Origin of the sequence: Methylobacterium aquaticum, from assembly GCF_016804325.1 — a bacterium.
GTDB classification, from domain to species: Bacteria; Pseudomonadota; Alphaproteobacteria; order Rhizobiales; family Beijerinckiaceae; genus Methylobacterium; species Methylobacterium aquaticum_C.
This window is the reverse complement of sequence record NZ_CP043627.1, coordinates 2,675,149-2,688,200: the sequence shown is the minus strand read 5'-3', so window position 1 is coordinate 2,688,200 and position 13,052 is coordinate 2,675,149. Positions and strand designations below refer to the sequence as shown.

Sequence of the window (13,052 nt, the reverse complement as noted above, 5' to 3'; positions counted from 1 at the left end):
TCCCTTGCACTGCAGCATTCGCGGATTCGAAGGCCGTCCGCAGCGGATGAAACTGTAACCGACTCGAAACGTCTGGCGAGAGACATGACGGTTAGATGAGAGGACGCCCCGGCCCGATGCGGCCGGAGTGCATCCGGCCGCGGTGCCGTAATGCCCGAGGGGTTTCCGTCGTCGGCCTCTTCCTGGATTCCTTCGTGGATTCCTCAGGGTCAGGGCTCGCCGTGATCGCGCGGACGCGCCGTGCGAAGGGCGGTCGCCTGCCCCGTGGCGCCCTACAAAAAGCCATGCTCGCCTGTCTGTATGGCTCCACGTCAGATCCGATGCCCGAGAGCAGAGCCCCGATGATGCAGATCGCCGCCTTCCTGGTATTCCTGGCCATGGGCGTGACCAACCTCCTGGCGGTGCAGGCCGGGCTGACCGCCGTCCTGGGCGTGCCGGTCCTGATCGCCCTCGTGGTCGCGGTGCCGGTGTTCTATTTCCGCTTCGTCGGCTCGGCGGCGGGCATCGTCGGGGCGATCGTCGGCTGGCAGATGTCGGTGCCGATGGCGGTCCTGCTGTTCTGCTGGCCGGTGCTGGTCTACGGCTTCCTGCGCGGCGGCACCGAGGCCCGCAGCTTCCTCGCCCGGCGCGCGGCGTGATACGAGTTCCGGACGATCACTTCCGGAAATCGTATCACCAGCCCGCGCGGTGAAGCCGTAGGCTTCACACGCTTGAGCGAAGCCGATTTCCGCATCGCGAAGCGATGAACCGGAAATCGTATGACCGTGCACGCACGCTCTCAGCGCTGCCGCACCACGGCGACGAGGTAGCGGCAGGGACGGTCGCTGCGGTTGGCGAAGGTGCAATCGACCGGGGCGCCGAGCGCCAGGCAATCGCCGGGTGCGAGCAGGTGGGTGGCCGCGCCCTCCCGGAAGGTCAGGGTGCCGTCGAGCATCCAGATCATCTGGCGCAGGAAGGCGTAGGAGGCGGCCGGATACGAGACCTCGGCGCCGGGCGGCAAATCCACCTCCGTCAGGTCCAGGGGATGCTCCGCGATCAGCGGCGAGATCTGCCGGCGGCGGTAGCCGGTCGCCGGATCGACCCAGACCGGCTGCGCCGCTTCGCGTCGGATCTGGCCGGTTTCCCCCTCCGCCCGGGCCAGCAGGGTCGAGAGGGTGAGCCCGAAGGCCCCGAGAGCCGGCCGAGCAGAACGGCGGTCGGGCTCGCCTCCGCCCGCTCGACCTTGCTGATCATCGCCTTCGAGACGCCGGAACGGGCCGCCAGGTCGCCGAGCGACCAGCCCCGCGCCTCGCGCTCCAGCCGCAGCCGTCGGGCGAGGCCGTCCGTAGGGTCGGGCGCGGGCATCGTCATGGGGGGCAGCATAGGGCATCCGGGCCGGCCGGGCACCCGTCCCGGCGGTTCGGACGGGCTCTAGAGATCACGTTGGGGCAAGGGACAAGCGGAGAACTGCGCCATCCCCAGAATTCTTTGTCTAAGTCTTTGTCGCGGACGCACTTTCCTCGAAATCGGATACATACTGGCGTGATCGCGCCACGGGTTGCGCGCAAGCGGGGCGGTGGAGCGTGCGGAAGGCAAGCGGGCATTGGCGGCTCGGTGCGGCGGCGCTCGGGGCCGTCGCCATCCCGTTCGCGGTGATCGCGGCCCTCGATCCGCGCATCGGCCTGCTGCGCCCGCGCCCGGCCGTCGAGGCGGTGCCGTCATCCGGCTCCCGGGATGCGGCGCAGACACCCGCCCGCCTGCCGGACCGCCCGCTTTCCCCGGATTCCGCCGAGACCCGGCCTGCCCCCGCCTGCCCGGTCTGCACCGCGGCCGGCCCCGAGGCAGGAGTGCCGTTCCGGGGCACGCTCCCGGACACGGACATCCAGGTCCCCGACGTGGCAGCCGAGCGGTCTGCCCAGCGCGAGCGGCTGATCGGCTGGACCGCCCATCCCGACCGGGTCTCGGGTTCCGCCGCCGCCCTCGACCTGATCGGCGTCGTGTTCACCGCGCCGCGCGTGCCGGGGGCCGGCTACCGGCCGCTGGCGCTCGACCTCGCCGGCGCGCCCGACCGCGCCGTGGTGCTGGTGGCCGAGCAGCCGCTCGCCGTCGCGACGACCGTCCCGCCCGACCGCGCCGGGGTGCTCGGCGTCGAATCGACCGCCGCCTTCACCCTCGCGCAGGGCCGCCCGGACCTGCTGGCGGGCTTTCGCGCCCTGCCCTACGGCGCCGCCGGGGTCGCGCCGGTCCTCGATCCCCTGCGGTTCGGGCCCGGCACCCTGCGGGGCTTCTGCACCGCGTTGCGGCTCTGGGCGGTACAGTTCGGCCTGCCGGCCTGGCGGACCCGCTACACCCTGTTCGAGAACCCGACCCGGATCGCGCTGGCGGGCGATGCGGTGCAGAGCGACGGCACGCCCCGCGGCCAGGTCTCCGGCCGGCGCCTCGCCCGGCTGTGCCGGGTGTGAGGGTCGTCTACGCCCGCCCCTCGGTCTCCCGCGCCAGCGCGTCCACCACCGCGGCGATGCCGGCCGCGTCGTCGCCGTCCTCGCCCCGGGCGGACGCGTAGGCCGCGCGCTGGCGGTCGGCGCTGGTGCCGTCGCGGGCGATGCGGCGGGCGGCCTCCAGGGCCGGCTCGCAGCCCAATTCCGCGGCATCCTCGGCGACCAGCGCCAGCACCGTCTCCAGGGCCTCGCCGTAGGGCACCGCCCGCCCGGCCTCGGGATCGATCAGGGCGGCGCGCACGCCGTCGCGCTGGGCCCGCCACAGGTTCTCGCGGATCACCGCCCGGGCGACGGGATCGAGGCCGGCATTCAGGTCGGAGCGGCGCTCGGCGGCGCGCACGAGGCAGCGATAGAGCCCGGCGATCGCCACGGCGTCCTCGACCCGGGTGCAGCTGTCGGCGATGCGTAGTTCCAGGGTCGGGTAGCGGATCGAGGGCCGCAGGTGCCACCACAGGAAGCTCGCATCCTGGATCGCCCCGGCCTGCACCATCACGGCGACGTAGCGCTCGAACTCGGCGGCCGAGGCGAACAGCTCCGGCAGGCCGGTGCGCGGCATCTCGCCGAACACGCTGAGGCGGTAGCCGGCAAGCCCCGTGTCCCGCCCCTGCCAGAACGGCGAGGACACCGAGAGGGCAAGCAGCACCGGCAGGAACGGCAGCAGCCGGTTCATCAGGTCGACCCGGTCGTCGGGCCGGGCCACCTCGACATGGACGTGCATGCCGCTCACCAGCGTGCGCTGGCCGATCATCCGCACCTCGTTGAGGATGCCGTGGTAGCGCGCCCCGTCGGTCGGGCGTTGCGCATCCCAGGCCGCGCCCGGATGGGTGCCGGCGGCCAAGACCAGGATGCCGTGCGCCCGCCCGATCTCGGCAAGCCCCCTGCGCAAGGACGCGAGGCCGGACCTCGCCTCCTCCATCTCCGTCGCCGGCGGCGTCGCGATCTCGATCTGGCTCTGGAGCAATTCGCGCTCGGCCGCCGGCAGCAGCGCCTTGGCGGCGGCGTGGAAACCGCGCACGCCGGAGCGGGGCGTCCCGCGGGACGCGGCATCCGCCAGGAAGAACTCCTCCTCGATGCCGAAGCGGTAGGCGGGGCCGGTCATGGATGGGGGTTCTCCGAGAGCGGACGGATATAGGGGCCGGCCGGTCGGCGGCCACGGTTCGGGCATGGCGTGCACGGTGCCGGACGACAGGAGCATGGGACGCCGAGGGGGGCGGGCCTCCCGTCCGCGACCTCATCCTGAGGTGCCCACGCAGTGGGCCTCGAAGGAGGGCTCCAGATGGCACCGAGATATCTGGAGCCCTCCTTCGAGGTCAGTCCATCTCCGATGGACTAACACCTCAGGATGAGGTCGCGGGTGGGACGGTTGAGGGGACGGCCGCTCACCCCCGCCCCGCCCACAGCGCCAGCACGACGAGCACGAGGACGAGCGCCGCCACGCCCGCCCACACCACCGCCCGGTGCGCGCCGCCCTGGGGCTCCGGGGGCGGCGCGGCGCGGATCTCCGGCGGGCTTGCAACCGGCGAGGCCGTCGTCGGTGCGGCGGCGGGCGGAGCCGCCTCGGGCGCCCCCGGCTCCGGCAGCCGGACCGCGCCGGCAGGTGGGAGCGGCCGGCCGGATGTCATCACGATCTCGTCCGGATCGACCGAAATCCCGGCCTCCTCCAGCTCGATCAGCACCAGGGCGATGTCCTCGGCGCTCATCCGGTCCACCGGCAGGGCGCGGCGCAGGTCGTCGGGGGTGAGGCCGCCCCGGCTCTTCCCTAAGGCGATCAGGCGGTCGAGGGTCGTGCGGTCGAAGGCGGCCTGCATCGGAGGCTCCGGACTTGTCGGTGCCAACGCGCACCGGGCCACGCGTGTTTCCCCGTCACGGTCGCGCCCAGATGGGGTAGGAGAAGGAGCGGGCTCCCGGTGTCCGTCGGGACCCCCGAACCCAGGCGAGCCATGACCGCGCATCCGTCCCATGTCCGTCCGGCGCCCGAGGGGCCGCGGCCGGTCCTCGCCCGGATCACGCCGCCGGCCCGGCCGCTCGGGCCGTGGCGCTTCCTGCGCACGGTGGTGCGCAACCCGCTCGAGGCCTGGCCCGAGACGATCTACCGCGAGCCGCACTACACCTCGAGCTTCCTCGGCAATTCCAGCCTGTTCGTGATGGCCCCGAACCTGATCCGCCGGGTGATGGTGGACGAGGCCGACGCGTTCGAGAAATCGGAGGTCCTGCGCCGCGCCCTCTCGCCGGCGTTGGGCGACGCGATCCTGACCGCCGACGGGGCGCGCTGGCGCTGGCAGCGCCGGGCGGCGGCGCCGATCTTCCGGGCCGAGCGCATCCGCAGCTTCGTGCCGGCGATGATCGCCGCCGCCGAGCGCACCCGCGACGCGCTGGCGGCCGATGCCGCCAACGGCGCCGAGATCGACATCGCCCACACGATGATGCGCACGACCTTCGAGATCATCGCCGAGACGATGCTCTCGGGGCCCGGCGGCATCGACGCCGCCCGGGTCGAGCGCGGCATCACCGACTACCTCGAATCGACGAGCTGGATCTTCGCGCTCACGCTTCTGCGGGCGCCGGCCTGGATGCCGTTCCCGGGCCGGTCCAAGGCCGAGCGGGCCAAGATGTACCTGCGCGACGAGCTCGTGCGGCTTGCCGCCGAAGGGCGCCGCACCGGCACCGAGGGGCGCAACGACCTGATGAGCCTGCTGCTCGCCGCCCGCGACCCGGAGACCGGCCAGGCGATGGACGACCGCGACGTCGCCGACAACCTGCTCACCTTCGTGACCGCCGGGCACGAGACCACCGCGCTCGCCCTCACCTGGGCGTTCTACCTGCTCTCCCACCACCCGGAGAGCGAGGCGCTGATCGCCGCCGAGGTCGAGGCGGCGACCGGGGGCGGGAAGCTGCGCCCCGAGCATCTCGATGCCCTGCCCTACACCCGCCAGGTGATCCTCGAGGCGATGCGGCTCTATCCGCCGGTGCCGGTGGTGGTGCGGGCGGCGATCCGCGACGTCGACCTCGACGGGATCGCGGTGAGGTCCGGAACGCCGATCACCATCCCGATCTACGCCGTCCACCGCCACGCCACCCTGTGGGACGAGCCGGAGCGCTTCGACCCCGCCCGCTTTTCCCCGGACGCCATGAAGGTCCGCGACCGCTACGCCTACCTGCCCTTCGCGGCCGGTCCCCGGATCTGCATCGGCATGGGCTTTGCCCTCTCGGAGGCGGTGGCGATCCTGGCGGTGCTGGTCCGCTCGCTCCGGTTCTCGCTGCGGCCCGGCTATCTGCCGGAGCTCAAGCAGCGCATCACCCTGCGCCCGGCGGACGGGATGCCGATGCGGGTGACGTTGCGCTGAGGGATCGTTCGATCGGTCCCTCCAGACTTCGAACCCTCCTCGTCATTCCGGGGCCGCGCAAGCGGAGCCCGGAATCCAGAACCGCGGAGAGTTTTCCAGAAATCTCCGAGCGTTCCGCCCGGTTCTTACCTGCCTGAGGTTCTGGATTCCGGGCGCCGCTGCGCGGCCCCGGAATGACGCGGTGAGTGGCAGTTCTGTCGAGAGGGACGGACAAGGCTCCGAGGGAGCGTCCGGACGCGCCGCTGCGCCCTCACGGCGCCAGCCACGTCGCCGACGGTTCCTCCCCGTCCCAGGTGAACAGCGCCCGCCGGTGGCCCCGGCGGGCGAGGTACAGGAAGTCGAGCCGGGCGGCGGTGAGGACGACGACGCGGAACTCCGGGAATCCCGCCTCCACGGCCGCCTCGTCCTCCGGCAGGGCGTAGGCGTCGCCGGCCGGCAGCGGCGTGCCGGGGCCCGGGGCGGTGCCGTAGCAGACCCGGCTCATCGGCCGCGACGCCGCCCAGGCGGCGCGGGCCACGGCGTCCTGCCCGTGCAGGCGGGCCCGGCCCTCGATCCGCACCTGGATCTTGGCCGCGGCGTCGTAGGCGTGGAGCGCCACCCGGGGATCGGCGGCGATCTCGGCGGCCTTGTCGGAACGGGCGTCGCAATGCATGCGCAGGGAGCGGCCGTCCCGGTCGATCCCGCGCAACACCACCGTGCGCAGGCGCGGGGCGCCGTCGCTGCCGATCGTGGCGAGCGCCGGCGCGTGGAAGCCGCTCCGATGCGCCGCCCCCTCCTCCAGCCGGCGCCAGGCCTCGGCGAGGCAGGCCGCGAGGTCGTCGTAGAACGCAGGCTCGGTCATCGGTGCCATCCGCTCCGGTTCGTTCACCAATCTAGGGCACGATCCGGGGAACCGGGATGCCCCGGTGAAGCTTGTTACGGCGAAGCTTGTTCCGGTGAAGCTTGCCCCCACGATCGTCCTTCCCGAGGTTCCCCACCATGACGCTCCGCACGACGCTGGCCTGGCTGCCCCTGGCGGCCGCTCTCACGGCCCTGCCGGCGATGGCGGCCGACATGCCCGCCGGCTACGGCGCCCGCGGCGGGGCGGAGTTCTCCGCCGGCTGGCAGGCCCCGCCGCCGCCGCTTCCTCCTCCGCCGCCCGCCGTCGCGATCGAGGCCGACGTGGTCGTGGTCGCGCCGCCGCCGCGCCGGCTCCTCGGCTTCGGCTACGCGCCGGTCCTGCCCTATTACGGCGTCTCGACCGGCCCCTACGGCTTCCCGCCGCGGCCTCAGCCCGGCATCGGCGTCGGGCTGTTCTGAGCCTGAGGGTCGCAGGCGGCGAGCCGTTCCGCGACCAGCGCCTGCATCGCGAACAGGTGGCGGTCGCGGATGCCCATCGCCTCGCAGGCCGCCACGGTGTTGAGCAGGTATTCGGCGCTCGGTCCGATCGGGCCGCAGGCGGCGGCAATGCTGTCGGCGATCTCCGCGTCGGTCAGCCGCCCGGCATAGCGAGGCCCCGTCCGGTCGGCGACGAAGGCCAGCGCCGGCACCGGCCCTTCCGCGGTCTCGGCCGCGAGCCAGCGGGCCGCGTAGCCCCGGCCGCGCATCTCCCGCCGCCAGACCGGCCGCACGGCCGCCCGCAGGTCGTCGCCGATCAGCCGGTAGGCGAGGCCGCGGCACTCTCCGCCCCGGTCGAGGGCGAGCATCACGCCGGGGCGCTCCGGCGTCCCGCGAAACCCCCGCTGCCAGAGGCAGAACCGGCGGTGCCAGCCCCGCACCCGCGCCGCGCGGTGCTCCGCGAACGGGAATTCCGGCCGCCACATCAGGGCGCCGTAGGCGAAGAGCCACAGGGTGCCGGGATCGCCCGGCTTCCCGGCCAATGCCGCCTCCAGGCGCGCATCGGCCTCGGTCTCGTCCATCAGCGCCATGCCGTAGCCGGGCCCGCGCGCGTCGGCGGTCACCTTGTGCGGATGGGCCCGGGCGATCGATGCGGCGTCGAGCGTGAGGGAGCGTTTGGGCATCGCAACCGTTAAGTGAGGGTGGTGCGGCAGCGCGGCAGGGGATTCCTCGGGGTGTTCCGCGAAGCGTGGCCGCCCCATGTTAGTGCCGTGCTAAGCTGCACGGGTCCAGATGATCTGGAACGGTTGTCCGGGAATGGAGGACGCGTCATGGCCATCACGGGTCGCTTCAATTTCCGAAAAACCTTCACCGGCAAGCTCGTCCTGCAGGTCGAGACCGAACGCCGCTCCTGGTGGCCCTTCGCCCGTGCCGCCTCGCCCGGCCATGTCTGGCGCGACGCCACGCCGAAGGACCTGACCGCGGTGGAGCTGCAGCCCTTGCTCAACCTGCGCCGCAATCCCGGCTACATGCCGCGCAACCCGGTGATCTTCATGATGGGGCAAGGTCCGAGGGAGGCTCCCTCCGCCGAGGTCGTGACGCTGGCCGCCCACCGCGCCGGCCAGCAGCAGGCGGGGTGAATCGCGGCACCGGTCACGCCCTGTCGCGTTGTCCCGGTCCGAAGGGGCGCATCCAACGGGGCGGATGGCCCGACGACCAGGAGAGCGCAGCATGGGCATGACCTCCGTGAACCAGGCCGTGATCGAGGCGCTGTCGGAGCAGATCGTCACGACCTATTGCGATGCCGCCGAGCCTGCGCCGGAGCCGGCCCGCGCCCGGCTGATGGGCGAGGTCATGCACGCCATCGAGGAGCCGGTGGGCACCCGGACCCTCGCCGAGGACGGCCCCGAGCGGGTCAACGCCGTGCTCGCCGACTGGGAGGCGCAGGAGGGCCGCAGCTTCGGCCTGCGGCTGATCGAGATCGATCCCGGGCGGACGGTCGTCACGATGGGATAGGCGCGGTCCCGAAACGCGCGATCGGCTCCCTCGATATAATTCACACCCTCCGTGTCATTCCGGGCTCCGCTTCGCGGCCCCGGAATGACGCGGTGGGTGGATATTTTGTTGTGAGAAGCGAGTCGCCTGTCTGGGCTCGCCGGCTCAACCGCCGCCGAGCCCCACCAGCAGCCGAGCGAGCGGCCCGGGCGCGCTCACCATCGCGTCGTGGCCGGTGGCCATCTCGCGCCAGCCCCAGCCGGGCTGGCGCCGCACCCAGTCCTTGACCCCGTCCAGGGTGGCGTAGGACGGCGTGGTGCAGTCGACGTAGGTGCGCGGCAGGCCGTTGCCGACCGGGCCGCGGATCGGCAGCTTGCTCTCGTAGGTGCCGAGCGGGTGCGGGGTGAGACGGCGCTCCACCCAGGCCGCATCGGCCGGATCGAGCACCCCGAAGGCCGCGGCCGGGGGCGGCGGCAGGCTCAAGGACCCGCTCGATTCCGCGGCGGCGCGGCGGCGGGCCTCGACCACCTCGGGCGGCAAGCCGTCGAAGGGCGCGCGGCCCGGCTGCACGATCAGCGCATCGAGGTAGACGAGGTGGCGCAGCCGCTCCGGCATGGCCTCCGCCACGCCGCTGATCGCCAGGCCGCCGAAGGAATGCCCGACCAGCACCACCTCCGTCAGTTCCTCGGCCGCGATCGTCCCGGCGACGTCGCGCACGAAGGTGTCGAGGGTGATGTCCTTCGAGAGCAGGTGCGCCCGCTCGCCCAGCCCGGTGCAGGTCGGGGTGAAGACCCGGTGGCCCTGGCTCCGCAGGATGTCGGCGACGCGCACCCAGCACCAGCCGCCGTGCCAGGCACCGTGCACCAGCACGAAGGTCAGACCATCCGCCATTCCGCCCCTCCCGTCATCGCGAGAGCAGCGCCCGACCGTGGTGCGATCGGGCGCTGCTCTGCGCGTTTGATCTTGCCGCATTGTCTCCGACGAACCGGTATCCGCTTCGTCGGAACATGCTCTGGGGCAGCCAAGCGCGAACGGGCCCGGCGCGCAAGGCCGTCAGAGGCCCGCCTCGTCCCGGTCCTCGCGGTTCGCCTCGAACCCGGCGATCATCCGCTCCAGGGCCTGGAAGCTCTTGACCGCCTCCTGGGTCCGGCCCGAGGCGCATTTGCCCTCGGCCGAGCGGTACCACAGCAGCATGCTGTTGAAGGCGTGCTGGTGGGGCGCCTCGGCGACGCGGGCGCGCCGGGCGGTCTCGGCGTCGAACCAGATCCGCACGGCGTGACCGGCATTGGTGCAGACATCCGCCGAGGGCGGCAGGGCGGCGCGGGACACGGTGGGGTCGCACAGCATGGCGAACCAGATCGCCCCGGCGGCGAGGCTAGACGCGCCGATCATGCCGGCGGCCCCGCGCAGGCGACGGCGCCAGTCGGGCCGGGCCTGCCCGGTGGCCGGCAGGGCCTCCACCGTCTCGGGCCGGCAATGGGTGTAATGCACCGAACCGTCGGTGTGGTGATGGGGCCATGGATGGGTCATCGGGCACCCCCTTCGGGCAGGGTGGGACTCCGGAGCCTCGCAGGAGCCGCCGAGGGCGCCACGTCGCGAAAAGGTCGGGTCGGTACTGGAGGGTCGCGGCAGGACGAAACGCCGCGGCCGATCGCCGAACGATCGTGCGGCGGCATCAGGACCTCGCGAGGTGGGCGGAGGTTAGGCCCGGGACTTCGCGTCCGGCGTGTTCCAGCGCACATTCCGGCGGCAGGGATGGATGATTTTTCGACCATCCTGCTTGGCGGGCCGGCAGGGGCGCAACGCGCCTACCCCGCCTGCAACAGCTTCACCGCCGCATCGCGCTCGAACAGGTAGAGCAACGCCCGCAGCGCCTCCCCGCGCTCCGATTGCAGCCCCGGATCGCGTTCGACGATCAGCCGCGCGTCGTCCCGCGCCGCCACGATCAGGTCGCCGTCGGCTTCCGGCCGGGCGAGGCGGAAATTGGCCAGCCCCGACTGGCGGGTGCCCAGCACCTCGCCCTCGCCGCGCAGGCGAAGATCCTCCTCGGCGATGCGAAAGCCGTCCTCGGTCTCGCGCATCATTTCGAGCCGGGCCCGGGAGACCTGGCCGAGCGGCCCCTTGAACAGGAGGAGGCAGGTCGAGGCGCCCGAGCCCCGCCCGACCCGGCCGCGCAGCTGGTGCAATTGCGCCAGGCCGAAGCGCTCGGCATGCTCGATCACCATCACGGTGGCCTGCGGCACGTCCACGCCGACCTCCACCACGGTGGTCGAGACCAGGATCCTGGTGTCGCCGGCGGCGAAGCGCTCCATCGCCTCGTCCTTGTCCTTGCCCGGCATCTTGCCGTGGACGAGGCCGACATCCGCGCCGAAGCGCTCGCGCAACGCGGAAAACCGCTCCTCGGCGGCGGCGAGGTCGACATATTCGGATTCGGCGACGAGCGGGCAGATCCAGTAGACCCGGTCGCCCTTGGCGAGCGCCCGCTCGAGGCCGAGCGTCACCTCCTCGATCCGATCGGTCGAGACCAGCACCGTCTTGATCGGCTGGCGGCCGGCCGGCTTCTCGTCGAGGACCGAGACCTCCATGTCGCCGAAATAGGTCAGCGCCAGGGTGCGGGGGATCGGCGTCGCTGTCATCACCAGGATGTCGACCGCCTCGCCCTTGCCCCCCAGCGCCAGGCGCTGATGCACGCCGAAGCGGTGCTGCTCGTCCACCACCGCGAGACCGAGATCGTGGAACGCCACGTCGTCCTGGAACAGGGCGTGGGTACCGACGACGATGTGGATCGAGCCGTCGGCAAGTCCCGCGAGCGTCGTCCGGCGCTCCGCCACCCGGTCGCGGCCGGTGAGCAGCGCGAGCCTCAACCCCACCGCCTCCACCATCGGCCGCAGGCGCTCGGCATGCTGACGGGCCAGGATCTCGGTCGGCGCCATCATCGCCGCCTGCCGGCCGGCCTCGATCGCGGAGGCCATGGCGAGGAGCGCCACCGCGGTCTTGCCCGAGCCGACATCGCCCTGGAGCAGCCGCAGCATCCGCCGGTCGGAGCCCATGTCGCCGCGGATCTCGGCGAGCGCCCGGGTCTGCGCGCCGGTCAGCCCGAACGGCAGGCCCGCCTCGATCCGCCCCGACAATGCCCCGTCGCCGACATTGGTGCGGCCGGGGGGCCGGTGCATCCGGCTGCGCACGAGCGCGAGCGCCAATTGCGAGGCAAGCAACTCGTCGTAAGCGAGGCGGCGCCGCGCCGGGGTCTTCAGATCCTCCTCGGTCTCGGCGGCCTCCGCCGGGCGGTGCTCGGTGCGCAAGGCGTCGGCGAAGGCCGGCCAGCCCTGGCGGTCGAGGAAGGATCGATCCTGCCATTCGGGCAGGACGGGGAGCCGGTCGAGGGCCGAGACCGCGAGCTTGCCGATCGCCCGCGAGGTCAGCCCTTCCGTGGCGCCGTAGATCGGCTCCACCGCCGGCAGGTCGGCCAGGCCCTTCTCGTCGAGGATGCGCGAGGGATGCACCATCTGGCGGAAGCCGTCCCACAGCTCGATCCGGCCCGACACGTAGCGGTGGCTGCCGAGCGGCAGCATCTTCTCGATGCGGGCACGCGGCAGGTTGAAGAACACCAGGGTGATGTCGCCGGTCTGGTCCTCGACCAGCACCCGGAAGGGCTTGCGGCCGGCCGTCTGCGGCGGGCGATGGGCCACCACGGTCACCCCGAGGGTCACCGGCTCGCCGGGCGGCGCCTCGGCGATCGAGCCGCGCAGCTGCCGGGCGATGCCGCGCTGCGGCAGGTGGAACAGGAGGTCGACCACCCGGGCCGGGCGCTCCGGCGTGCCGACGAGCTTGTCGATCAGCACGGCGACCTTGGGACCGGCCCCCGGCAGCACGGTCGCGGGGGCGAACAGGGGATCGAGCAGGGAGGGACGCAGGGACATCGGGGCGGAGGCGGAGGAAAGTCGGGGGCTCTATACACCACACGGTCGCGGTTGCGGCCTTGCGGGTGTCGCAGGCTGCGACGAATCCCATATCAGGTGGCGGGGTTTCGCACCCGCGCCCCGGGCGGTAAAGCCGCTCCGGACCAGCCCGAGGATTTGATCTCGCGATGACCGGCACCACCCGCACCAGCGCCGACCTCGATCCGCGCCGCCGCCGCACGCTCTACCGCTCCTGGCACCGGGGCACCCGGGAGATGGACCTGATCATGGGCCGCTTCGCGGATGCCGAGATCGGGACCCTCACGGAGGAGGAGCTCGACGATTTCGAGCTGCTGATCGAGGTGCCGGACCGGGATCTGTTCCGCTGGATCACCGACGAGGCCGAGGTTCCGTCGAACTACGACACCGCAGTCTATCGCCGAATGAAGGCGTTCCATCAGCACGGGGCGCCGGTGGATCTGTGAGATCGGCTTCCCAATGAGGCGCGGGTCTGAACCCTC

At 72.5% G+C, this 13,052-nt stretch carries 14 protein-coding genes and 1 pseudogene; 7 read left to right on the top strand and 8 right to left on the bottom strand.

Annotation, left to right across the window (positions count from 1 at the left end):
• Window positions 1-341 precede the first annotated feature (341 nt).
• A complete protein-coding gene (locus tag F1D61_RS12140; protein WP_203158157.1) occupies window positions 342-638 on the top strand; it encodes a hypothetical protein in 297 nt (98 codons plus the stop codon).
• 140 nt (window positions 639-778) lie between these two features.
• On the opposite strand, the pseudogene F1D61_RS12135 reads toward F1D61_RS12140, so the two are convergent.
• A pseudogene (locus tag F1D61_RS12135) lies at window positions 779-1,350 on the bottom strand (helix-turn-helix domain-containing protein).
• A 212-nt stretch (window positions 1,351-1,562) separates the two neighbouring features.
• Here F1D61_RS12135 and F1D61_RS12130 point away from each other — a divergent pair.
• Entirely contained in the window at window positions 1,563-2,441 is an 879-nt protein-coding gene (locus tag F1D61_RS12130; RefSeq protein WP_203158154.1) for a hypothetical protein, read from the top strand.
• Between the two features lie 7 nt (window positions 2,442-2,448).
• Here F1D61_RS12130 and F1D61_RS12125 read toward each other — a convergent pair whose 3' ends face one another.
• Complete coding sequence (locus F1D61_RS12125) at window positions 2,449-3,576, bottom strand: carboxylate-amine ligase (RefSeq protein ID WP_203158153.1); 1,128 nt, start codon at window positions 3,574-3,576, stop codon at window positions 2,449-2,451.
• Window positions 3,577-3,856: 280 nt separating this feature from the next.
• Window positions 3,857-4,285: an RNA polymerase sigma factor region1.1 domain-containing protein gene (locus F1D61_RS12120; RefSeq protein WP_203158152.1), complete on the bottom strand. Its 429-nt coding sequence runs from the start codon at window positions 4,283-4,285 to the stop codon at window positions 3,857-3,859.
• A gap of 132 nt (window positions 4,286-4,417) precedes the next feature.
• Here F1D61_RS12120 and F1D61_RS12115 point away from each other — a divergent pair, with 132 nt between their 5' ends.
• Window positions 4,418-5,821 (top strand): cytochrome P450, encoded by a 1,404-nt coding sequence (locus F1D61_RS12115; protein WP_203158150.1) that lies wholly within the window; start codon window positions 4,418-4,420, stop codon window positions 5,819-5,821.
• Window positions 5,822-6,071: 250 nt separating this feature from the next.
• On the opposite strand, the gene F1D61_RS12110 is transcribed toward F1D61_RS12115, so the two are convergent.
• The gene (locus F1D61_RS12110) at window positions 6,072-6,662 is read right to left on the bottom strand and encodes a pyridoxamine 5'-phosphate oxidase family protein (RefSeq protein ID WP_203158144.1); all 591 of its coding nucleotides are present in this window, start codon (window positions 6,660-6,662) and stop codon (window positions 6,072-6,074) included.
• A gap of 137 nt (window positions 6,663-6,799) precedes the next feature.
• Here F1D61_RS12110 and F1D61_RS12105 point away from each other — a divergent pair, with 137 nt between their 5' ends.
• A complete protein-coding gene (locus F1D61_RS12105) occupies window positions 6,800-7,120 on the top strand; it encodes a hypothetical protein (RefSeq protein WP_203158142.1) in 321 nt (106 codons plus the stop codon).
• On the opposite strand, the gene F1D61_RS12100 is transcribed toward F1D61_RS12105, so the two are convergent.
• A complete protein-coding gene (locus F1D61_RS12100; protein ID WP_203158140.1) occupies window positions 7,090-7,821 on the bottom strand; it encodes a gamma-glutamylcyclotransferase in 732 nt (243 codons plus the stop codon). The genes F1D61_RS12105 and F1D61_RS12100 overlap by 31 nt on opposite strands.
• Before the next feature lie 147 nt (window positions 7,822-7,968).
• On the opposite strand from F1D61_RS12100, the gene F1D61_RS12095 reads away from it, so the two are divergent.
• Together F1D61_RS12095 and F1D61_RS12090 are read left to right on the top strand one after the other, a co-directional pair.
• Window positions 7,969-8,277, top strand: coding sequence for a hypothetical protein (locus F1D61_RS12095; RefSeq protein ID WP_203158133.1), 309 nt, complete (start codon window positions 7,969-7,971; stop codon window positions 8,275-8,277).
• 91 nt (window positions 8,278-8,368) lie between these two features.
• The gene (locus F1D61_RS12090; protein ID WP_203158131.1) at window positions 8,369-8,653 is read left to right on the top strand and encodes a hypothetical protein; all 285 of its coding nucleotides are present in this window, start codon (window positions 8,369-8,371) and stop codon (window positions 8,651-8,653) included.
• A gap of 144 nt (window positions 8,654-8,797) precedes the next feature.
• On the opposite strand, the gene F1D61_RS12085 is transcribed toward F1D61_RS12090, so the two are convergent.
• The 3 genes from F1D61_RS12085 to recG form a co-directional block, all read right to left on the bottom strand.
• Window positions 8,798-9,523 carry an alpha/beta fold hydrolase gene (locus tag F1D61_RS12085; RefSeq protein WP_203158130.1) on the bottom strand — a complete coding sequence of 242 codons (726 nt, stop codon included), beginning with the start codon at window positions 9,521-9,523 and terminating at the stop codon, window positions 8,798-8,800.
• A 162-nt stretch (window positions 9,524-9,685) separates the two neighbouring features.
• Complete coding sequence (locus tag F1D61_RS12080; RefSeq protein ID WP_203158128.1) at window positions 9,686-10,162, bottom strand: hypothetical protein; 477 nt, start codon at window positions 10,160-10,162, stop codon at window positions 9,686-9,688.
• A gap of 278 nt (window positions 10,163-10,440) precedes the next feature.
• The gene (gene recG / locus F1D61_RS12075; protein ID WP_203158127.1) at window positions 10,441-12,552 is read right to left on the bottom strand and encodes an ATP-dependent DNA helicase RecG; all 2,112 of its coding nucleotides are present in this window, start codon (window positions 12,550-12,552) and stop codon (window positions 10,441-10,443) included.
• Window positions 12,553-12,719: 167 nt separating this feature from the next.
• Between recG and F1D61_RS12070 the strand changes: the two genes are divergently transcribed.
• Window positions 12,720-13,016, top strand: coding sequence for a succinate dehydrogenase assembly factor 2 (locus F1D61_RS12070; RefSeq protein WP_048435331.1), 297 nt, complete (start codon window positions 12,720-12,722; stop codon window positions 13,014-13,016).
• Window positions 13,017-13,052 lie beyond the last annotated feature (36 nt).

Excerpts from the sequence above, each read along its gene's own strand:
- F1D61_RS12080 (WP_203158128.1), bottom strand. The coding sequence starts at position 10,162 with ATGACCCATCCATGGCCCCATCACCACACCGACGGTTCGGTGCATTAC.
- F1D61_RS12100 (WP_203158140.1), bottom strand. The coding sequence starts at position 7,821 with ATGCCCAAACGCTCCCTCACGCTCGACGCCGCATCGATCGCCCGGGCC.
- F1D61_RS12140 (WP_203158157.1), top strand. The coding sequence starts at position 342 with ATGATGCAGATCGCCGCCTTCCTGGTATTCCTGGCCATGGGCGTGACC.
- F1D61_RS12105 (WP_203158142.1), top strand. The coding sequence starts at position 6,800 with ATGACGCTCCGCACGACGCTGGCCTGGCTGCCCCTGGCGGCCGCTCTC.
- F1D61_RS12070 (WP_048435331.1), top strand. The coding sequence starts at position 12,720 with ATGACCGGCACCACCCGCACCAGCGCCGACCTCGATCCGCGCCGCCGC.
- F1D61_RS12115 (WP_203158150.1), top strand. The coding sequence starts at position 4,418 with ATGACCGCGCATCCGTCCCATGTCCGTCCGGCGCCCGAGGGGCCGCGG.
- F1D61_RS12095 (WP_203158133.1), top strand. The coding sequence starts at position 7,969 with ATGGCCATCACGGGTCGCTTCAATTTCCGAAAAACCTTCACCGGCAAG.
- recG (WP_203158127.1), bottom strand. The coding sequence starts at position 12,552 with ATGTCCCTGCGTCCCTCCCTGCTCGATCCCCTGTTCGCCCCCGCGACC.
- F1D61_RS12125 (WP_203158153.1), bottom strand. The coding sequence starts at position 3,576 with ATGACCGGCCCCGCCTACCGCTTCGGCATCGAGGAGGAGTTCTTCCTG.
- F1D61_RS12085 (WP_203158130.1), bottom strand. The coding sequence starts at position 9,523 with ATGGCGGATGGTCTGACCTTCGTGCTGGTGCACGGTGCCTGGCACGGC.
- F1D61_RS12090 (WP_203158131.1), top strand. The coding sequence starts at position 8,369 with ATGGGCATGACCTCCGTGAACCAGGCCGTGATCGAGGCGCTGTCGGAG.
- F1D61_RS12120 (WP_203158152.1), bottom strand. The coding sequence starts at position 4,285 with ATGCAGGCCGCCTTCGACCGCACGACCCTCGACCGCCTGATCGCCTTA.
- F1D61_RS12110 (WP_203158144.1), bottom strand. The coding sequence starts at position 6,662 with ATGACCGAGCCTGCGTTCTACGACGACCTCGCGGCCTGCCTCGCCGAG.